The sequence below is a fragment of the Burkholderia sp. WP9 genome, assembly GCF_900104795.1.
GTDB lineage: Bacteria > Pseudomonadota > Gammaproteobacteria > Burkholderiales > Burkholderiaceae > Paraburkholderia.
Map to the genome: position 1 here is coordinate 1,837,171 of NZ_FNTG01000002.1, position 20,604 is coordinate 1,857,774.

Genomic DNA, 20,604 nt, shown 5'->3' on the forward strand with positions numbered 1-20,604 from the left:
TCGAACAACTCTAAACGATGGGTCAGGAAATGGCAAGTTCGGGTATCCGCCGCGCTGCGGCCAACGCGGCACCCGCCTCAGGCGCAACCGCGGGCCCCGCAACCGCGGGCCCCGCAATCGCGGCGCCGCCGCGCGTCGGCGAGCAGATTCAGCGCTTACGCGCCGAACGGCGCATGACGCTCGACGACCTGTCGCGCGCAGCCGGTGTGTCGAAATCGATGCTCTCGGAGATCGAGCGCGATAAGGCCAATCCGACCATTGCGGTCGCCTGGCGCCTGACTAACGCGCTCGGCGTCAGCCTCGATTCACTGTTCGCGCCGCAAAAGACGCCGGAAGCGATCGCCGTCTCCGGTCCGCACGAGATTCCCACCTTGAGCGGGCACGATGCCAAGTATCAGTTGCGCGTGTGGGGGCCGATCGATCTCGCCGGCAAGTTCGAGTGGTATGAATTGACGCTGCAGCCGGGCGGGGCGTTGGCTTCGAACGCGCACGAGCCTGGCACGCGCGAGCATCTGACCGTGCTGCACGGATCGATCGAGATAGAGGCGGCCGGCACGACGAAACGGCTCAAGGCGGCGGACACCGCGCGCTATGTCGCCGACGAACCGCATGCTATCCGCAACGCCGGCAAGGGCGAGGCGAAGGCGCTGCTCGTCGTGATACACGGCTGATCGTCAGGCAGTCAGGCGCGCCGTGACTAGCAGTTGGCGGAATCGGGACTTCAGACAAGGTTGCATCGAGCACTGTATATTTGTACAGTACAGGGTATCGATTGGAGCCGATAATGAACAACCTGATAACCGACTCGACCGACCATGCTCTGGCCGCGCTGCGCTATCAAACCGCGGCGCGTGATCTCGAACGCATCGTGCGCAATATTGCCGCGCGCTACATCGTGCAGGAGGTGCCGCTCACATGGCGGTTGCTGCATGCCATCGAAGCCGAAGCGCTCGCCGATCTCGGGTTCGCCAGCCGGCACGACGCGTTGATGCTGGGACTCTTTCAGCGGCCATCCGATCTGCCTTATCCGGAAACGGATGAGGCAGTCGACTTTGGTACCTCCACGGCGTTGCCGGCGGTTTTCGCGTTCGCAGTGAGCGCCTATGAAGAGGCGGCACGCCGCGCTGCACAACCGTCACCGCAGAATGCGCCTCTCAAGCGCGCACGCGCCTGGGGCGACTAGTCGCTGCATTTCCATCCGTTGCCACCTACAATAGGTGCAACTAACGGAAATATGAGCGCATGTCTCCCCCTCATCTGACTGACCCTGTACCTCGTCCGGCGCCTTCCACGGATCTGTTCGATCAACAACGTGAAGACTGGCGACGTGACCCGCAAATCGCTTTCGACGCATGGCTTGCCAAGCAGCATTTTCGGCGTTCTTCCGCTGAAGTCTATCAGGCGCAGTGGGGGCTTTTTCTCGATTGGCTGGGCATGCGCGAGAAGAGTCTGACCACGGTCGATGCTCACACGATTGCCGAATTCGTCGCCGGGCTCGACGTACGAAAGACTCAGCGCGTACGCTATTTACGACTCATCGAACGCGTACTCGATCATGTGCGGGAAATCGAATCGGCTTCGACCAATCCGGCGCGCTTCATTGCTCAGGATGGCGAAGCAGCGTGGCGCAACGCGCGCGATAACGAGCCGACTGGCTTTCTCAGCCACGCCGAACGAACCGCGTTGATTGCACATCTGTTTTCACCGTTGCCGAATCTGTCCGTGGCGCAGCGTTGGCGAGAGCGGCGCGACCGTGCGTTGATCGCAGTGTTCTTAGGTGGTGGATTGAAAACCGGTGAAGCCGCTTCACTTACGGTTAGTTGCGTGATCGTCGGCTCGCCCTGGGTGACGATCGAGTCCCCGAATCCCATGCTCACGCGGCGCACACGGCTCGCACCGTTCGCCGCAGCGATTCTCGATGCATGGCTCGCCGAAAGGCGTCTTTCGGATTTGGCCGGCAATCTGGTTTTTCCGGCATCGCCCTCTGGAAGGCCCATGCATAAAGCCACCATGCTGCGCGCGGTGGACGCCTTGATCGATGGCGCGGGAATTGCCGCATCGAGGGCGTCGCGAGCCAGTCCGCAGACATTGCGCAACACTTTTGCGGCGGATCTCTTCGAGAGCGGGGTCGAGGCGGAACTGGTCGGGCAATGGCTGGGATTTGTGCAGGCGGTGTCAGCAAACCGGCTGTATCGCGCATGGCAAAACTGGGTGGATCAGCAGGATTCCCCTGCGGCGGATATTCCGGATCCGGCCGTTCCTCCGTTGGCCGCACCTAGGCGTGACGGGCGTTTGATGAGGAAAAGGGGAGCTGGCGAGTCCTGAAGTTCCTCACCTTTCTAGTCCCGAATTTCCTCACCTTTGCCGCCTTATCCGCTATTGCGGCGCGTTAAACGTCATGCGGAGGCCGAAACCGCTCCGCTCGACTGAAACCGGCGAACCGCCTCCAGCCTTGATTCGCCGAGGCCCGACGAGTGATCGCACTCGGGACATTGCAGCTCGAAACGGTGATCCACTTGCGACAACTCCGGCTCACCTTCTTCGCATTTGGGGCATCGCAGCGGCAGGGCCACATGACCGTCCGCTGCGGTGCCGATCATTCTCAATTCGTCGTCCGTCAGCCGGCCAGCTTCGACCAGTGAGCAGAGTAGGCTGGCGATTGCGGGATCAATACCTTGCTGGCCGCGTAAAACTTCTACCTCTTTTGTCAACGCATCGACTTCGTCGGATTGCTCGCGCAGTTGGGCGTCGAGTCGGTCGCCGCGCGCCTTGGCCGACGCGATCTGCTGAATAAATTCAAATTCTTTGCGACTCGCGTCGCGGAGACCGGACTGGTAGGTGGCCGCCATGCTGCGCAACGAATCGAGTTCGACCAACATCGGTTTGACGCGCCGCTCGGCTTCAGCCACTGCATCCTTGATCTGCTGCGCATAGTGTTCCGTGCTTTGGCGTAGTTCGACGTGCAATGCGTCGATCCGGTCCCGCAGCGTCGCATTGGTCGCGAATTCGTTGTCGAGACGTTGACGAAGCGCTTCGTTTTCTTGATCGAGCCGGCGCACTGTTGCCTGTAACCCCTCTTGGTGAGCATTGCCGTGCGTGGTCGCGCTCGATAACTCGGTCTCGAGGGCGCGAGCGCGCTCCCAGCCTGCCTCCGCTCGAAGTTCGCTGCGCTTGATCGCGTCTTCGGATGCTTGCTGGCGAATTTCCGCTTCTCGAGCACGCTGATCGGCGGCGGCGATTTGCGCGCGCATTTCCTCACGTTCTTCAGCGAGCGTCGCATGGGCGTGTGTGACGGCTTCTTCGAAAAGTGCGCCGAGCAATTCACCGGCACGGTCTTCCAATGCTTTGGGGATAGCGCCGGCGCCAACTTTCACGCGCGACACATTTCGGATGCGTTCCCAGAAGTGGTCGATGTCTTTTGGGATATCGCTCGCGCTGCCGGTCTGGGTCAGATCGCGAACCGCTGCCATGGATGGGCGAATGCCCAGATCAAAAAAGAGTCGCTTGCACGCATGTAGCGAAAGATCTTGCCGCCGAGCTCCGTTGGCGCGCAGCGCCTCAAGCTCGCTCCGAATGGTTTGCCGTTCCTGATCCAGATTCATGTATACCTCGATGTCGCTCGAATTGGATAGATCATAACAATTTACGTATTGTTTGCTACGTATTTGTCTTGGTCGATCATGAATCGGCAAAAAGGCGTACTTGGGTGGCCAATGTGCAGTGACGGATTAGTACTACCCGGTTTTTTCCGTGAAACAAAACGAAGAATAGCCAATAAGTTCTTGTAAAGAAAGAGCTTTTAAAGCTTTTCCAGCGATCGCGTACTGTTTCACGAACATGTCGTGGAGGCTACTTGGGTTGGAAGGCTTTGTCCGAAGGACACGCGGGGTGAAATTCTAGAGAGTAATAAAAGTAAACACCTTTGAACCCAAGTTAAAAACGTTAACGCCACGGCAAAGCCTTATCTGGCAAGGGTTCCAGCCTGGTAAGGTGAAGCTTTGCGGGAGAGGTGGTGAGGTCTTGCGGGATTCTCGAGTGATTAGGTTCGGGGGCCTCGGTGAGCGGGTCCGGGACAGAACGTGAGCGGGTTCAGGAACCACCCCCAAAGTGCAGTAGAGGCAAAGGTGAGGGTTTGCGGGACCTGAATCCCCTGGATCGCCCGGCCATGCGTAAAAGTCAGTTCGAGGGTTGGTAACAGGTAAGGTGAGCGCTTTCGGGATGCGCGCCGAGGCTCAATTCTGGCCTTATTTTGAGTTCGTTTACCCCATTGGTGAGTCAAGTCGGGAGAAAACGGGAACCGAAGGTGAGGTTTTACGGGGCACGGGTGGCGTTTTTGCCTTATTTCTGTGCATTCCGGCACTTGAGGTGAGGGTTTTCGGGAGTGAGGCTGTGTTTCGACCTGACCTTCGGTGTGTTGTTGATGAGCTTCGTCGATCCCCGGGATGACTAAGGTGAGGAAATTCGGGAGGCAGGCTTCTGCGTGAGGAGCCGTCTGCGAAATGTGCTCGAATCGCAGTAAAGGTGAGAGTTTTCAGGAGTCTTTTTACGGGCGCGTGATCCGTGAGGTGAGTAAATACGGGATCAAAATGCCTGTTATAGGCCGGAAAGGCTCTGCTGACGGCACCGAATCCGATTCTGTTTTGTGGTCGAAGAATTCGAATGGTGAGGTTTTTCGGGACCGTCGTGGCGGCGATCGGCAATGCCGCATTTCACCGAAATGCGCTTTAAGGTGAGACTTTACGGGGGCTGTCCTAGATGGCATCGCGAATACATCAAACTTAAGTCATTGAAATAATTGATTAATTTGTGGGTGTTTCGCAAAGGTGAGGTTTTTCGGGGGCTCTGTTTGCAGGTCGGATGATCCCTCCGGATGCCTCTGAGGTGAGGCTTTTCGGGACGGTTTTTCGATGGTTTGGGGGCCCATCACCTCTGGAGGCCGCGTCGTTCCAAGCGCTCCACCAGCGGTAAGGTGAGCTTTTTCGGGGGGATTTGAGACGATCGAGCGAACCCGTCGAGTTGGGCGCTCTGGTTAGGTACCGCCAATAAGGCGTGCACAAGTGGTAGTTGTAGCGATGCGCGAAAGGCAATTGCGCCGGTGTCCCGACTAGGCGATCCAGTGCCATGCTTGCGTTGGCTGTGCGGGGCCTCTCTCGACCGGGGATTGCGTCGCGTGGACGCCAGAGGCTAGTGGGCGGGGCCGTATTAGGGCGGCGGGAGGCTTGTAGCCGGTCTGACGCCTGTTGTTGCGCGGTGCACGTCCCGGCGTACGGGCTAGGCCAGGTGACGCCGATTCAACGCTTCGCTTGCGGGCTTCACACGTTTTGCGCCGGCGCTCCGCTCCCCTGCTGCCAACGATGGTCGAAACTTGTTCATCAGTTTGAGCGGTGCGAGATTGCACCCGGTCCGCGAGCGCGCCACGCATCGAAATTCGCGAAAATTTTTGAGGTGAGAAGATTCGGGAGGGAATCGCATGCGTTCGTCCGCGGCTCACAAATGGCCCGAAATTGCCAAGTCCGCGACCTGCAAGGATGCCCCGAACCTGGCGCGAAATAGCTGAGGTGAGGGTTTTCGGGAGTTGCTGGAGGTGAGTCGCACCTCGTAAACTCACTTCACCGCGAACGGTGAGACCTACGCTATAGACGGGTATCACCGCAGCCGGTATGCTCTCGCCAAATCCCTCCTCGACCAGACGCATGGCCACGAAGCGCGCCAAGAAGACCGATGTAGTCAGCCCGAGTTCGGCCGAATTGCGCAAAGCCGTCGAGGCGATCGCGATTCAGCCCAAGAGCGGCAAAATCACGCTCCTTACCCGCAAGCTGTTCAACGTGCTCCTCGCCGTGGCCCAGCAAGCAGACGAATCGGGCGACACCTATCGGGCTTTGCTGTCCGACATCGTCGCGAACTCGGCGTTTGATTCCAACGACACAGCGCTCGTCAAGGAGCACTTGCGGCGTATGGTTTCGGTGCAGGTCGAATGGAGCACCGGCACGTCCAGTCAGAAGCCGGGTCGGAAATGGGGTATTTCCACGTTGATCGCCGACGCTGAAATTCTCGAAGATCCCACCACCCGTCGCGTCTGGGTGGAATTCTCGTTTGCGCCGAAGATCAAGAAGAAGCTGCTCGATCCGGTTCAGTACGCGCGTCTGAGTCTCCAGTTCCAGAGTCAACTGCGTAGTAGCGCGGGTCTCGCGCTTTACGAGATTTGCGTGCGCTACCTGACCAACCCGAGTCACCTGACGATGCGCGAGACGTGGGAATGGTGGCGTCCTATCCTCTCCGGCACGCCGGACACTGAAGCGGGAGATGAGGCGAAGCGCGAGTACAAGTACTTCAAGCGTGACTATTTGCGCCCGGCTATTGCCGAGGTCAACGCCGTCACCAATATTTTCGTCGAACTGATCGAACATCGCGAAGGACGCCGCGTCGCCGAAATCCAGTTTCGCGTGACCGAGCGCAAGCAACCCATGCTCGCACTCGACGAACATCCGAACGTGTTCGACAGCACGCTGGTCGACCGTATGGTGAAGATCGGCATCCCGCTGAAAGAGGCGCAAACGCTGTACGCCGATAGCGAAGAAAATCGCATTCGCGCCGCGCTTCAGATGACCGAGCAACGCATGCGCAGCACGTCGTTGCCGCCGGTGCGCAGCGCGCCGGCGCTGTTCAAGGACGCGTTGAAGAAGGGTTATGCGCCGCCGGTCGAAGCGCTGCCGTCCGGTAGCGCGGGCAAGGCCGCGGTGGCCGCGCCGGCCGACGACCTCAAAGCCCGACTGCTCGGCGAGTATTCGGCATATCGCCGCAAGGAAGCGCGCGAGCTGTACGACGAGCAAGGTGAGTCCGAGCGGGAGATCGCGCGGCAGTCGTTTGAGGAAGATGAACTGCCGGGACTCGGCACACATATGCGCGACGACTGGCGCCGTCGCGGGTTGGATTCGAAGATTGTCGAGACGGCATTCTTCGATTGGCTGGCTCGCAAGACTTGGGGTGAACCTACCGACGGGGACTTGCTAGCCTTCACGCTGAGCCAATCGCGCGCGGCGTAATCGAGCGGAGTGTGGGGCTGTCGATGTCGCCCCACCCCACCACTGTATCAGCCCTTCTTACTTCAGCATCTTCTCAATCTGGCGAAGGATGTCGTCACGCTTCTCGCGCGTGAGCCCTTTCAAGCGCAGTTCGATTCGATCGTCCCCGTACGATTTGAGATCACCGACCGATACACCATCGAGTTTGATTTCCAGACGTTGCGCGTAGCGTTGGCGGCCTGCCGGTTTAGTGCTTTCCTGTGCGCTGGCTCTCCCTTTGACGATGTCAGCGACTTGCCGCGTGCTCAGGTCGTCCGAGAGGATCTTGTTGATCAAACGCAGGGTTGCGTCGGCTCCACGAGCTGCATGGTAACGACCCACCTGATAGGCCATGTTCGAGCCGAAGCGGTCCGGTCGCGCGACCATCTCATGCATGACGACCTCGGGCAATTTGGAGATCGACAAGGCGACGGCCACCGTCGATTCGTCCAACCCGAGGTGTTCGGCGAGTTCCTTCTGACTTTGAAAATGCCGATCGTCGAGAAAGCGCCTCCATACAACCGCATTGTCGAACACGGTCTGCGAATCGCGTTGGACGTTGAGGTCGTAGCCGAGCTTGTAGCTCTGGATACCAATGGGCAGATCGATGACGGTTGCCTTCACCGATTCCTTGTTCGCTTCCTTCAATGCGCGCACCCGCCGTCCGCCATCGCTGACGAAATAGGTGCCGGGATTGTCGTAATCGGGAATGACGTGGATTGCCTGCTGCTGTCCCTGCTTTGCCAGGTTGACTGCGAGTTCGGCAATCGACGACTTCAAATAGAAATGCCGCGGATTGAACGGGCTAGGCTTGATCGTTTTGAGCGCCAGCTCGATGATCTGTCCAGGCCGGTAGCCGTGCTCAATCCGCCATGCGCGGTAGGCTGCGGATTCATTGGCAACATCGACGGCGTCGACTTCGGTAATGCTCTGCGACGGTGTAACGGGTGCGACGATGCGCGCCGCTGCTTCGCTATTCCTGGGGTCGTTCTTAACCAGACCGTCGATGGCATTCAGCCGATCGAGCGCGGTTCGCTTTTCGCTGCTGGTCGAATCAGGACGTGCTTGAAAGCCTTTGGCGAATTGGGAGGGTTTCATTCAGGGTCCTTTATGCGCATAAATTTCACGGGAGCAAAGCGGCGATCTCATTCGCGCATGCCCGTACTTCAATGGCGGCAAGCTTGGCGCCGCGATCGTTCATCTGAAGCACTGTCTGCCCTAAAGCCATGGCCTGCTTATAGGCCTCGCGAGTCGGAATCTGTGTCTTTAGCAACGGAAACCCAAGCTCTTCCAACGCACGCTTTAGTTCGCGCGTCAGCATCCGCTTTTCTTCGGTCTTGTTGAGGAGGAATACGGCACGCAGGTCTTCATTCATGAGCTGCGCTTGCTGGACGAGCTTCACCAGTCCAATACTCGACCAATAGTCTGCAGGCGATGACGATGTCGGAATCACGGCAACGCTCGCGGCGAGCAGAACCACACCGGAGACTTTCTCAGTGATAGAAGGTGGGCAATCGACGACGATGATGTCATAGTCAGCTACGAACTTCTTGATCTCGCGATGGATCTGGCTGCCGGCCTCGGAGAGATTGACGACGGGAAAGGGGATCCCGGTATCGCCGTCGGATGATGCACTGGCCCAGTGGATCAATGTGTTTTGGCCGTCTGCGTCGACGACAAGAACGCGTTTGCCCTTCTCATGAAACGCAGCGCCCAAGTGCATCGCGATAGTGCTCTTCCCGACCCCACCCTTCTGCTGAGTTACCGCGATGATTTCTGCTGCCAATCTTCACCTCCTCTTTTTAGACGCAGATGGATTTTACCTGGATGATTTTGTATTTCAATCGTTTTTGTGTAAACGCGATAAGGATTAGCCGTTTGGGATAGGTTTATGCGCATAAAGGAGGAGCGGCGTAGCGATGCAGACGTTGCCGAAGTGACGGGATGCTTGCGGGCGCTACGCGTGCACGGCGGATACCGCTGGGTCATAACGACGGGCGGTGGCCTAGGTCTAATAGCCACTTCGCGCTTGGAGGTGCTCTTGCCGTTTAGCGAACTCGGCGCAAGGCAGTGGCCGCAGAGTTGCGGTTGCTCGACGCGTGCATCGATGGTCGGGCGACTTGGGTTGGTTGCGAGCGCACAGATAGGTCCGCGTATGCCGGCCAAAAAAATTTATGCGCATAAAGTGGCCGCAGGGATCATCTGTGCCGATGACGCCTCGCGAGGCGAGTGATGTCTACGCTTTGAGGCGTCAGCACGGCGATCGAAGTTCCGGACCTCGCGCATACAGCCGATAGCCGGGCCTCGCCTGCAGAAGGCTCAACAGCGCCATGCCTCCAAAGAGTGATCTACGCCGCAAGAGAGTTGGTTTCGAAACGCCGGTTCACGCGCTTTATGCGCATAAAGCGAAAACTCTAACCACTACAAACAAAAACGCCCGCACAGGATTTGACGGCGTCTTGGTATAGGCCGGGTGCCCATGGCATTTGCGAATGAAAGAGGGCAGCCTATATGTTGTTCAAGTGTCCATGACTCTGTGCGAGCTCACGAGATTGGGTCCATGCAAAGGTAGCCCATGCCCTAAAACCCTAGCTCGGTCCAGCACACCAATCCCCATTCCACACACCTTAATAAATTCGTTTTACGCGTGGACCAAAAAAATAACACCCTCAACGTAAAAGCCTAGCCGAGCATTCTCATCACCCCTCGCTCGCGAGATGAACAAAGTCTCCTGCTTCAGCCGATCAGAGGCCTCCAACAACCCGCCGAGCCCGCCAATACGAATGCTTAGCGGCAGCGCATCTCCCCACCCGCTAAAATCCTTACCCAACAACCGACCCACCCGGCCATCGCCTCCACGCACGCGAGACCGACGGCCACCACTACCCCAGCCAACCCATGATCACGATCTATCACAACCCTCGCTGCTCAAAATCGCGCGCCGCGTGCGAGCTCATTACCACCACCTACAACAAGGCAAACGAAGCAACGGAAATCGTCGAATACCTCAAGCATCCCCTTAATGTTGAACAGCTCAAGCAACTCAACGCGCAACTAGGCTGCGCAGTCCGTGACATGATCCGCGACACCGAAGCCGAGTACAAAGAACTCCGCCTCTCCGACGTCTCGCTGACCGACACTCAGTTATACGAAGCATTGGCGAACCATCCCATTCTTCTGCAACGGCCAATTGTCGTGCGAAACGGGCGCGCCGTGATCGGCCGCCCGCCCGAAAACGTCGCCGCACTATTCGCCTGAATGGCCTAAAAGAGCGAGCAAGCGGACGCCGGCTGTCTATACCTTGCTAGCAGGCAAGGTGGCATCCTTGGTCACGATCTTCGTCGGGATGATGTGCAATTCGCTGAACGTGTCAGCGATATGTTGTTGCTCCGCGAGCACGCTCGCATCGACGGGTTTGTAGATGTGCGCGTAGTGCCGCAGGCCCGCTTCGATCACGCCGGCGTCGAGCCCTTGAATCGGCGCGAGCTGTGCGGCGGCCTCGCTGTAATGGCCCCGCACCCAGCCTCCCTCTTTACCGACTTCGTCCATCGTGATCGCAAGCACATCGCCGTTCTGTTGCGCAAACGACCGTGCGCTCAGGAAGAACTGATGATGGCTCACGATCCCCTCGCCATCCGCAAGCAAGCGCGCATTCGACTGGCGCTTTGCCGCTTCGAGGAACGGATCCCAGATCGCCCAGGCATCGATCGCGCCGCGCTCGAAGGCCGCGCGGGCATCGGCGGGCACCAGGGTGACCGGCTGAATGTCGCTGTACTTCACGCCGTTTTTCTGCAGGGCCGCAACCAGAAACCAGTGAACATCCGAGCCCTTGTTGAAGGCGATCTTCTTGCCCTTCAGATCGGCCAACGTTTTGATCGGCGCATCCTGATGCACCAGGATGCCTTCGGCGTGCGGCGTCGGAATTTCATAGGCGACGTAGACGAAGTTCGCGCCGGCGGCCTGTGCGAACACCGGCGGCGCCTCGCCGACATAGCCGAAGTCGATGGCGCCGACATTCAGTCCTTCGAGCAACTGCGGCCCCGCAGGAAACTCGGTCCATTTGACAGTGATGCCGAGCGGCGCGAGACGCTTTTCGAGCGTGCCGTGCGACTTCAGCAATACCAGCGTATTGGCGGCTTTCTGATAGCCGATGCGGAATTCTTTGGCGTGCGCATCGGCGGCAAAGACGGACGGGGAGACGACGGGCAGCGTGGCGGCGGCCAGCGAAGCGCCCACACCAGCGATAAACGCGCGGCGCGTGAGCAGTGGATGACGTGACATAAAGATGCTCGTTATGAAGACGGACGCGAAACGGACCGGTTGGCTCCGACAATAATTCGTCTGCAAGCCTGGACGAACCGATAAATTCGCATAAGCAAATCACGCGAGCAAACGAAGTTTGCCGGACCTCGATCTCGCCGCCTTCCTGCGTTGAACCACCGCCCGTCGCTACAATTCGGCATCCGCGCGCAACTGCGGCTGCGTCACTCGCTCGACCAAAAGGGACACTGTGCATCTGACAACAACACTCGCGCCGTGGTCATCCCACGACACCCAATTGATCCTCTCTTGCGCGCTCGGGCTGGCACTGATCATCGTTTTCATCAGCGTGCTGAAGCTCGCGCCGTTTCTGTCGATCCTGGTCGGCACGTTCGCGGCAGGCTTTTCCGCCGGCCTGCCGCTCGAGGCCGTCGCCAGCGCGTTCAGTAAAGGCGCTGGCGCGTTGCTCGGCGACGTCGGCATCATCATTGCGCTCGGCGCCATGCTCGGAGCGCTCATGGCCGAATCCGGCGCCGCCGACCGTCTCGTCTCAACCATTCTCAAGCACTCCACGCCGCGTACGCTGCCGTGGATGATGGCGCTCGTCGCGCTGATCATCGGCTTACCGCTTTTCTTCGAAGTCGGCCTCGTCATGATGGTGCCGATCATCTTCGTCATGGCGCGCCGTTCGCAGCAGCCGATCCTGCGTATCGCGATTCCGGCGCTGGCCGGCATGACCACGCTGCATGCGCTGCTGCCGCCGCATCCGGGTCCGCTGATCGCGGTGAGCGCGCTGCATGCCGATCTCGGCCTGACGCTCGGTCTAGGCCTGATCGTCGCGATTCCCGCGGTGATTCTCGCGGGTCCGCTCTATGGCATCTGGTTATCCAAGCGGATGCATGTCGCCGAGCCGGAAGAAATGGGCAAGCTCTTCAGCGGCAGGCAAGACACCGGCGAGCCGCCGAGTTTCGCGATCTCACTCATTACGATCCTGTTGCCGGTCGTGTTGATGCTGGGCCGCACGGTCGCCAAGCTGCTGCTTCAACCCGAGACGTTCCTGTTCAACACGCTGAATTTCCTGGGTGAGCCGTTGGTCGCGCTCGGCCTCACCGTGCTGTTCGCCGTGGTGGCGCTAGGTTGGTCGCGAGGCATGGCGCGCGACCGGGTCGGCGGCATTCTGCGCAAGAGCTTGCCGCCGATTGCCGCGCTGCTGCTGACCATCGGTGCCGGCGGCGGGCTCAAGCAGGCGCTGGTGGTAGCCGGTATCAGCACGACGATCGGCAAGATCGCGGTCGGCGCGCACATGCCACTGATTCTGCTGGCCTGGCTCATCGCCGTCGCGCTGCGCCAGGCGACGGGCTCGGCGACGGTAGCCACCACCACGACGGCGGGTATCGTGGCGCCGGTAGTCGCAGGTTTAAGCACGACGCACAATTCGCTGATGGCGCTCGCGATCGGCGCGGGCTCGGTGTTCTTCTGCCACGTGAATGATGCCGGTTTCTGGATGGTCCGCGAATACTTCGGCTTGCAATTGAAGCAGACCGTTCTGGTCTGGTCGGTATTGCAGACGATCGTGTCCGTCGTCGGTCTTGTGCTCACGTTTGCGTTATGGACGGTGCTCACGTAACGGTGGAACTGGCTTTCGCGGCATTGGCAGGAATTGACGCCCGGCTGTCCATTGCGGGTTGCCGGCGCCGCTTACACTGGCCGGCAGGCGAGGTGCCATAACGCGCCTCGCTTTTCTGAAAACGCGGAGCCACCATGCTTGAACTGAGACCGTCCTGCGAAGGATGCGGCAAGTCACTGCCGCCACATGCATCCGACGCCATGATCTGTACCTACGAGTGCACCTTCTGCGAGGTGTGCGCGCTCACCAGGCTGCGTAACGTGTGCCCGAATTGCGGCGGCAATTTCCAGCGTCGGCCGATTCGCACCCGGGCTCAACTCGAAAAGCATCCGGCCGGTACGACCCCGCATCCCATTTCCGTCGATGAAGCGTCGCACGCGCGTTTCTTCGATCGTTATCGGGATACACCACCCAGCGAGCGCTAGACGACGCGGCGCGCTCACGCGCCCGTCGTGCCCAAACCGCGATCCGCCGCCCCCCCACTCGACCCACGCTTCAGCTCTCGCGCTTCACCGTACCGACGGTCTCCTCGACGGCGTCTGCGCCCGATTACAAACGGGCTAAGCGCACCTTTCCGTGGAACTCACCACGGAATTCTTCCGGATTATTTCATTATTCAAGAAATTGTCTTCCTGTCTCCGCTGTTTGTCAGCGGACGCTGAATCGATATTCTTCACTCCATCGATCGCACTTGATCGCGAACCAAACGCTGAAGAGGAGTCGTACCATGAAACGCATTTTTTCCGTCCTGATCGCTTCCGTTGCCCTGTTTGCTGCCGCTTCCGGCGCAGCGCACGCTGCCGCCCCGGCACAGTGCAACGGACCGGCTTCGTATTGCAACGTGTTTTTCGGCAACTGATCGGTCGAAACCCCGTAGCACGCGAGAAAGGGCGCCCGCAGTGGCGCCCTTTGTTCGTCTGGAGATCTCTGGACCCATATAGCGTGTAACAGCACCAGCACCAGCACCAGCACCAGCACCAGCACCAGCACCAGCACCAGCACCAGCACCAGCACCAGCACCAGCACCAGCACCAGCACCAGCACCAGCACCAGCACCAGCACCAGCACCAGCACCAGCACCAGCACCAGCACCAGCACCAGCACCAGCACCAGCACCAGCACCAGCACCAGCACCAGCACCAGCACCAGCACCAGCACCAGCACCAGCACCAGCACCAGCACCAGCACCAGCACCAGCACCAGCACCAGCACCAGCACCAGCACCAGCACCAGCACCAGCACCAGCACCAGCACCAGCACCAGCAGCACCAGCACCAGCAGCACCAGCAGCACCAGCAGCACCAGCAAACAATACACGGCACTCCGAAGCAACACTTGGGCCCGGCGCGCAAATGCGTGTAACGCTCACCCTACTAACGTGTTACAGTAGGTCAACAGCTTGCAGTTCTCCTGCGCGTACCGCGCAGTCCCTGTCGCAAACGCCTCGCATCAGAGCGCCCCGATCCGAACGGGGTCCCCTTCCTCCTACATAGCTCCACGGTGTCGTCAACCCGGCCTGACTGAAACGGTCGTTTTTCGCGTGCATCGTCGATCAATATCACGTTTCGTGGATCTGCCGCGATCTGCGGGGCCTTGCGCCCGGCAGACGCCCCGTTCGACGAAAGCCTTCACCGGAGACGAGCACCATGAGCAATACGATCAGAAGTTACCGAGGTCTTGAGATTTATCCGCTGGTCTATGCGCATCAGCCTAGCGGTCTCGATGGCGCCCGCCACTACGACTCCGGCTTCGACGCCGCCGTACGAATCTGCCGACGCGGCACCGACGACACGATGACTAGCAGTCGCGTGTTCCGCGTGCCGAGCCGTTCGCCGTTCGGCGCGGCAGGCGATGCGCGCATTGCGTCGGCCAGTTACGCGGAGCAGGTTATTGACGGCATGGTTGCCGGTCAGTCGATCGCCGGCCTCTGATGCGCGCGCCAATGGCAAGTCAGATTTCCAGGCGCGCGCAGCGCGCGATTCTTCCGGCCCTCAATGGCCGCACGAACTATCAGGTGACGGCGTCGTCGCGCCGTACCTCGAGCGGTACGGTGCCGACGCTGAAAGTGATCCGCTTGAGCGACGAGCGGGTGATCTACCCATTTCAGGGGCACGCTGACATGCCTTTTTTCGACGACGCCGACGCGGCACAGTTGTTTGCCGAGACTTACGGCTGGCAATTGGTGGATGGCGACATCGCGGTGCCGGAGTGATTGCGTTTCACCCCGTCGATCCGTATTAAAACGTCGCGCTGACTACAGCTTTGCAACTGCGCTGACGCGCCATTTCTCTGCGACGGCAATTTGCGGCGCAAAGCGAGCCGGCAGAGCCATCGGCCCCGGCGCCACGCGTGGCGACCGCTGATCAGCGGCTTGAGGCGATTAGATCTTCCCCCCGCCGTCCATCCCGCTACCGCGCCGCCATACTTCCTTGCCGCGTTCGGACAATTCACCGCTGCTGTGAAGGGCGTCCGCTTCCGTACCCTCGACGGCCATCTCGCCGCCCGGCTGTTCCTGTGCCTTCTGCTTTACTTTCTTGCGAGCAGCTACCGCTTCGTCGTGCGACTTTCCTGCGTAATTCAGACTCATGGCTCGACCCTCCAAAAAGTAAATTCGCTCATGTGCCGCGTGCGTTACCGGTCATTTGTGCCGGACATTGCGCGTTTCAGACTCGCGCGACGACCGCAAACAGCCGTTTGCCTCAAAAATTCCTAGACCGAAAGCGCGCTTGATTGACAAGGCAAAAGTACCACTTATCCACAAGGTTATTCAGTGAATCTGTGGATAACTTTTCGTGGCCTAGGGTTATCCACCGGCAAAAACGCGGTTGTACCGTCCCCAATAGCCGTGGACATGCATTTTGGCGTCCGCCGTCGCGGCCCACCCCGCTTTTGCCTATGATGGACAACTCGTACCCTTTGCGCCCACGGGCACCACACCAGAAGGAAGCGAATCATGGCCTATCACATTGCAGTCGTCGTCGGCAGCTTGCGCCGCGAATCGTTCAACCGGCAGTTGGCGCAGGCGGTGATTTCGCTCGCGCCATCCGACTTCACCTTTGAATTCATCGACATCGGCTCGTTGCCTCTCTACAGCCAGGACTACGACGCCGACTATCCCGAAGCCGGCAAGCAGTTGAAGCAGCGCGTGGAAGCCGCCAACGGCCTGCTATTCGTCACTCCCGAGTACAACCGGTCCATCCCCGGCGTGCTGAAAAACGCGCTCGATTGGGGTTCGCGTCCGTGGGGCACCAATTCCTGGGGCAACAAACCGGGCGCGGTGATCGGCACGTCGGTTGGCGCGACGGGCTCCGCGCTGGCGCAACAGCATTTGCGCAATGTGTTGGCGTATCTCGATGTCGCGACGCTTGGCCAGCCCGAGGTGTTCATCAAGCACGACCCTGCTGTCATCAACGAAAAAGGCGAGATCCTGAACGACGGCACGCGTAAATTCTTGCAAACTTTCGTCGACCGCTACGTTGCGTGGGTCAAGCTGCACGCTGCAGCGTGACGCGATCACGATGCTGATGATCGAAGCGATCGGATCATACTGAACACGGCGGCAATGCGGTCAGCGCACCGCATTGCCGCTACGTGCGCTGCCACGTTTACACGTGGTGATGCCCCGTCACCCGCTCCCAGCCATGACGCACGGCCATCTTGAAGCGCTCCCATGTGCTTTCCGGCGAGGTCGTTTCCCAATGGCGTCGTGCTTCGGGCTCCACGTCGTCCCACGGCTGGTCGCGAAAACGCGCGTCTCTGCCGATTTCCGCGCCGTAGCGATAGGCGGGCACGTAGTCTTCATAACGGGCATTTTCGGTCGCGTACTGCTCGTCGTAGTGCGCGCGAAAATCTTCCTCATACTCCAGATATTCGTTCGGCATCTGACCGCCTAATCCCGCGGTCGGTTGGCCCGCTTCCGAGACGACTTCAGACGGTTGCATGACCGCGCCGGAACCCGGCATCGACCCAGCGGCGACCGCGCTACGCCCCACGTCGCCGACCAACGGATCCCTGACCGGCTCGTTGACCGGATCGATCAACGGCCGCTCGCCGAGCGGCGGCGGCACGAACGGTTCCGCGTCTGTGCTGCCTGGCGGCACGGTGTACAGGGGATCGGCCGTCGTGGCAGGCCGGTCGGCCATTCCCGCGGCTGGGGTCGACACATTCGGTGTACGCGGCGTGCCCGGCGTCATCGCGCCGATGCCGAGTTCATCGAGGACAGAGTGCTCGCGCCCGGATTCCGTCTGCGTATCCCAATCCGGCGCGCGTTCGCCGATGTCGGCCGCGCCCAGTCTCGCGAACGTAGTGCGAGCCAGATCCGCATGCGCTTCGCTTGCCGCGTTGACGCATACCAGCACCGCGCCGCGGCGCACAGCCTCGGCGTAGCGCGCGGTCTCCGGTGCGCGTGGACCGCTGGCGAACAGGCTCGACAGAAAGCGCTCGATATTCGCCAGCACGCCCGAACCAGCGACTTCGTCAGTTGCGGAGCCGACTGAGGGTTCCGGATTCGCCTGCAACTCGATGGTTTCGCGTGCAAAGCCGGTCTGAACAAGCGTGTCGCGGGCGGCTTCCGCTTGAGAATAGGTGTCGAATAAACCAATCACTGTGTGTTGCATGGCTTGTCTCCCGACGTGGTTAGGCGGAACGGACGACGCGCAAACGCACCGCCCTCCTTCCCTCGTTACGCCGCAACGATCATGCCGGGTCCAGGCGACGGAGCCGCGCGCCCTTTGCGGCCTGCTCGCACGCGGTCGGCCACGCAAAAAAGCGCGACATCCGCTGCCGCGCTTTTACAACATCAGGTAAAGGTCAAATCTGGTCGATCGCCCGCCAGCGCGAGCCTTACTGCGCCGGATGCGCTGCCGGATCGGCGCCCGTTTGCGTCAGATCGTGCTGGATGCCTTGCAGGAGTTTCTCCAGTAAACCGATATCGAAAGGCTTGGAGAGCACCCGCACGTTGACGTGGCGCGCGCGATCGAGCTCCTCCGCATAGCCGGTCACCAGAATGACGGGCAGTTTGGTGTCGAATGCAAGTACCGCCTCGGCCAGATCAATGCCGTTCATGGTGCCCGGCATATGGATGTCGGATAACACCAGATCGAACGGCAGCGGTTCGCCCGTGCGTGCTCGCCGTGCGTGGGCATCGTCGAACAGGCGTAGTGCGGTGTCGGCGTTGAAGACGCACGTGACCTGATGGCCCATCATCTGCAGCAGGGCTTCGGTGCCCGCGGCCACTTCCTCGTTGTCCTCGACCAGCAAAATGCGCAGGCCCTGAGGTGTGCCGCTGACCTCCGCGCTGGCTTCAGGTGGCACCTCGGAATCCGGTTCCGCCGTGGCGCGAGGCAGATAGAGCCGCACCGAAGTGCCGGCGCCGACAGCGCTGTCGATCGCGGCGAGGCCGCCGGAACGCTCGCAGAACGCGAAAACCTGCGGTAAGCCGAGGCCCGTGCCCATGCCGTTCGGCTTGGTCGTGAAAAGCGGCTCAAAGGCGCGCGCGAGTACGTCAGGCGCCATCCCCGCCCCGGTGTCTTCGAGCGACAACTGCACGAAGTCGCCGGTGAGCGGAAAGCCATCGGCGGGACGGAAATGGATATTGGTGGCTCGCACCGTGAAGCGTCCGCCGCTCGGCATGGCGTCGCGCGCATTCACGGCAATGTTGATGAGTGCGAGTTCCAGTTCCGCGACGTCGACGCACATGGGCCAGATTTCGACACCGATATCGATAACCAACGATACCTTCGCGCCGAGCGACGCGCGCAGCAACTCGCGGCACGCCGGCAGCCAGCGTTCGAGTGACAGGGTCTCGTTGCTCAACGGCTGCTTGCGCGCTACGCCGAGCAATTGACGGGTAAGCGACTGACCGCTCTTGAGCGCCCGTTCCATCGCCGACAATTCGCGGTCGAGTCCGGTGGCGCCGCGTCGCCGTGCAATCTGCACGTTGGCCGAGAGGATCATCAGCAGGTTGTTGAAATCGTGCGCGACGCTGCCGACCAGGGTGCCGAGCGCTTCCATCTTGCGCGACTGACGATACGTCGACTCAATCGAGCGGCGCATCGACGCTTCGGCCTGCCAGCGCTCCCAGGCTTGCTCCTCGGCGCCAAGCCGGCGCAGCGACAACCAGATCACGCACCATAAAGCGATGGAGGGCGTGAACATCGACAGGATCAGCACGCCGAGGTGCCGGTACCACGCGGCCCAGATCGCCGAAGCACGATAGCCGCACACCACGTACACGGGATACGAACCAACGTGACGGAACGCCAGAATCAGATTTTCGCCGTCCACGTTCGAGTACATGCGTACGACGCCTGCGCGCCGTCCTTGCGCGAGGGCTTCGGCTAAAGGCGTTTGCGACGCCATGGCGGAAGGTTCGCGCGGCGCGCGTGGATAGTGCGCGAGCATCGCGCCATCCACGCGCACGAGGCTCATGGTCATCGCCGTGCCGTTGCCGCTGCCGTTGCCGCCGAGCAATTCGCGGTAGAACGCGTCGAAATAGCTAGGCCGCAGCGCGACGGAAACCACGCCGTCGAACGAGCCGTCCGCGCCGGTTCGTTCGACGCCCATGTTGAACACCTGTTCGCCGGCGACATGCCCGGTCATGACCTTTGAGACATGTTCGAGGCTTTTGCCGTCGCGAATGCCCTTGAAATCCTCGCGCTCGCCAATCGATATGGCCGGCGACGGAAGATAGCGGCTGCTAACGAGCAACGCGCCATCGCGCCCGAAAATCGATACGGCGGCCACCTGCGGATAGCCGCCGCCCATCACGCGCAATTTCTCGTGAATAGCCGCTTCGCGGGCGCGAATGCCGTTGTCGTCCAGACCGCTGGTCAGATCGACGATGCGCGAGTTGAGCGTCTCATTCATGTCGAACACTTTCAGCGCGTGTTCTTCCGCGACGCGCACCGTGCGCAGGGTCATGTCGGTGGCCTCGGCCTCGCGCGTGCGCAGATCGCTGATTGCCATGGCCGCCACATACAGACATGGCAGCACGATCGCCGCGATCAGCAGTGCGATCAGCGTAATGCGCCGCACCTGGAAGTTCTGCTCCGGCACGGCGGGGAATAACGCCCCATCCTGCCGTCCCGGGGGAAGGCGGCTCGCGGATGACGGGTCGAACCGGTCTTGTGTCATGTCGATTGTACGAAGGTCTTTCGGAACGCGGAGGCCGGGAGTCGGCATCATACGAGAAGCATAGACTCGGTGCGGCGGTAGAAGTTACCGCGGCGGATGGGCCGCTTCGGGGTCGGCGTCCTTCGCATCGAGCCACGACTCAATCGTCTGATTTTTGAAACAGCGAGGAAACAAGAAGCGCAAACGTACACAAAAGGATAAAACGATCGAGTTCGGTCAGAATCTACACATATATTTTCAAGAATAGTGTTTCATGGGAAAATCTCTTTAATGAAAGTGAAATTGGCGAGTTGCTTTTCCGCCGTTTTACTTCGAGAATCGGCACCATGATAAAAATGCGTCCGCTACGTTCGGACGCATCTGCCGCGGGGCACCCAGCCGCACCATGCGTACCACGCGTGGCGGAAGGCGTTCGCGGAGTCACGCGCGCGGCAAAGACCAGCCCATCCACGCAGGCCGCGCAGATTCATCTACGGGGTAGGCTTCGAACATGCCGGTCATCGCCGTTGTCCACCGTGCGCG

At 60.3% G+C, this 20,604-nt stretch carries 18 protein-coding genes; 10 read left to right on the forward strand and 8 right to left on the reverse strand.

Annotated elements, in window-relative coordinates; translation table 11 throughout:
• Window positions 1-17 precede the first annotated feature (17 nt).
• The 3 genes from BLW71_RS29340 to BLW71_RS29350 all read left to right on the forward strand — a co-directional run bounded on the left by BLW71_RS29340 (window position 18) and on the right by BLW71_RS29350 (window position 2,325).
• The gene (locus BLW71_RS29340) at window positions 18-671 is read left to right on the forward strand and encodes a helix-turn-helix domain-containing protein (RefSeq protein ID WP_091805317.1); all 654 of its coding nucleotides are present in this window, start codon (window positions 18-20) and stop codon (window positions 669-671) included.
• Between the two features lie 113 nt (window positions 672-784).
• A complete protein-coding gene (locus BLW71_RS29345) occupies window positions 785-1,183 on the forward strand; it encodes a DUF2471 family protein (RefSeq protein WP_091805320.1) in 399 nt (132 codons plus the stop codon).
• Window positions 1,184-1,242: 59 nt separating this feature from the next.
• A complete protein-coding gene (locus BLW71_RS29350; RefSeq protein ID WP_091805323.1) occupies window positions 1,243-2,325 on the forward strand; it encodes a tyrosine-type recombinase/integrase in 1,083 nt (360 codons plus the stop codon).
• A gap of 71 nt (window positions 2,326-2,396) precedes the next feature.
• Here BLW71_RS29350 and BLW71_RS29355 read toward each other — a convergent pair whose 3' ends face one another.
• Entirely contained in the window at window positions 2,397-3,602 is a 1,206-nt protein-coding gene (locus BLW71_RS29355) for a DNA-binding protein (RefSeq protein WP_091805326.1), read from the reverse strand.
• A 2,091-nt stretch (window positions 3,603-5,693) separates the two neighbouring features.
• Here BLW71_RS29355 and BLW71_RS29360 point away from each other — a divergent pair.
• Window positions 5,694-7,043, forward strand: coding sequence for a replication initiation protein (locus BLW71_RS29360; protein ID WP_091805329.1), 1,350 nt, complete (start codon window positions 5,694-5,696; stop codon window positions 7,041-7,043).
• Between the two features lie 57 nt (window positions 7,044-7,100).
• Here the strand turns inward: BLW71_RS29360 and BLW71_RS29365 are convergent, their stop codons facing one another.
• The gene (locus BLW71_RS29365; RefSeq protein WP_091805332.1) at window positions 7,101-8,159 is read right to left on the reverse strand and encodes a ParB/RepB/Spo0J family partition protein; all 1,059 of its coding nucleotides are present in this window, start codon (window positions 8,157-8,159) and stop codon (window positions 7,101-7,103) included.
• 25 nt (window positions 8,160-8,184) lie between these two features.
• On the reverse strand, window positions 8,185-8,847 hold the full coding sequence (gene parA / locus BLW71_RS29370; RefSeq protein WP_007178644.1) for a ParA family partition ATPase: 663 nt from the start codon (window positions 8,845-8,847) through the stop codon (window positions 8,185-8,187).
• 1,112 nt (window positions 8,848-9,959) lie between these two features.
• Here parA and arsC point away from each other — a divergent pair.
• A complete protein-coding gene (gene arsC / locus BLW71_RS29385; protein ID WP_091805341.1) occupies window positions 9,960-10,319 on the forward strand; it encodes an arsenate reductase (glutaredoxin) in 360 nt (119 codons plus the stop codon).
• Between the two features lie 36 nt (window positions 10,320-10,355).
• Here the strand turns inward: arsC and BLW71_RS29390 are convergent, their stop codons facing one another.
• Complete coding sequence (locus tag BLW71_RS29390) at window positions 10,356-11,342, reverse strand: sulfonate ABC transporter substrate-binding protein (protein WP_091805344.1); 987 nt, start codon at window positions 11,340-11,342, stop codon at window positions 10,356-10,358.
• Between the two features lie 229 nt (window positions 11,343-11,571).
• On the opposite strand from BLW71_RS29390, the gene BLW71_RS29395 reads away from it, so the two are divergent.
• Both BLW71_RS29395 and BLW71_RS29400 read left to right on the forward strand, forming a co-directional pair.
• Complete coding sequence (locus BLW71_RS29395) at window positions 11,572-12,948, forward strand: GntT/GntP/DsdX family permease (RefSeq protein WP_091805348.1); 1,377 nt, start codon at window positions 11,572-11,574, stop codon at window positions 12,946-12,948.
• A 134-nt stretch (window positions 12,949-13,082) separates the two neighbouring features.
• Window positions 13,083-13,373, forward strand: a complete 291-nt coding sequence (locus tag BLW71_RS29400) for a DUF1272 domain-containing protein (RefSeq protein WP_091805350.1) — start codon at window positions 13,083-13,085, stop codon at window positions 13,371-13,373.
• Window positions 13,374-13,596: 223 nt separating this feature from the next.
• Here BLW71_RS29400 and BLW71_RS41795 read toward each other — a convergent pair whose 3' ends face one another.
• Window positions 13,597-14,265: a hypothetical protein gene (locus BLW71_RS41795; protein ID WP_177205139.1), complete on the reverse strand. Its 669-nt coding sequence runs from the start codon at window positions 14,263-14,265 to the stop codon at window positions 13,597-13,599.
• A 329-nt stretch (window positions 14,266-14,594) separates the two neighbouring features.
• On the opposite strand from BLW71_RS41795, the gene BLW71_RS29410 reads away from it, so the two are divergent.
• Window positions 14,595-14,879, forward strand: coding sequence for a hypothetical protein (locus BLW71_RS29410; protein WP_091805353.1), 285 nt, complete (start codon window positions 14,595-14,597; stop codon window positions 14,877-14,879).
• A gap of 11 nt (window positions 14,880-14,890) precedes the next feature.
• Window positions 14,891-15,160 (forward strand): DUF6723 family protein, encoded by a 270-nt coding sequence (locus BLW71_RS29415; RefSeq protein ID WP_286162148.1) that lies wholly within the window; start codon window positions 14,891-14,893, stop codon window positions 15,158-15,160.
• Window positions 15,161-15,328: 168 nt separating this feature from the next.
• On the opposite strand, the gene BLW71_RS29420 is transcribed toward BLW71_RS29415, so the two are convergent.
• Entirely contained in the window at window positions 15,329-15,535 is a 207-nt protein-coding gene (locus BLW71_RS29420; RefSeq protein WP_091805358.1) for a hypothetical protein, read from the reverse strand.
• A gap of 366 nt (window positions 15,536-15,901) precedes the next feature.
• Between BLW71_RS29420 and BLW71_RS29425 the strand changes: the two genes are divergently transcribed.
• Window positions 15,902-16,456 (forward strand): NADPH-dependent FMN reductase, encoded by a 555-nt coding sequence (locus BLW71_RS29425; RefSeq protein WP_091805361.1) that lies wholly within the window; start codon window positions 15,902-15,904, stop codon window positions 16,454-16,456.
• A gap of 97 nt (window positions 16,457-16,553) precedes the next feature.
• Here BLW71_RS29425 and BLW71_RS29430 read toward each other — a convergent pair whose 3' ends face one another.
• Entirely contained in the window at window positions 16,554-17,564 is a 1,011-nt protein-coding gene (locus BLW71_RS29430) for a hypothetical protein (RefSeq protein WP_091805364.1), read from the reverse strand.
• 226 nt (window positions 17,565-17,790) lie between these two features.
• Window positions 17,791-20,082 (reverse strand): hybrid sensor histidine kinase/response regulator family protein, encoded by a 2,292-nt coding sequence (locus tag BLW71_RS29435; RefSeq protein WP_091809032.1) that lies wholly within the window; start codon window positions 20,080-20,082, stop codon window positions 17,791-17,793.
• Between the last annotated feature and the right edge of the window lie 522 nt (window positions 20,083-20,604).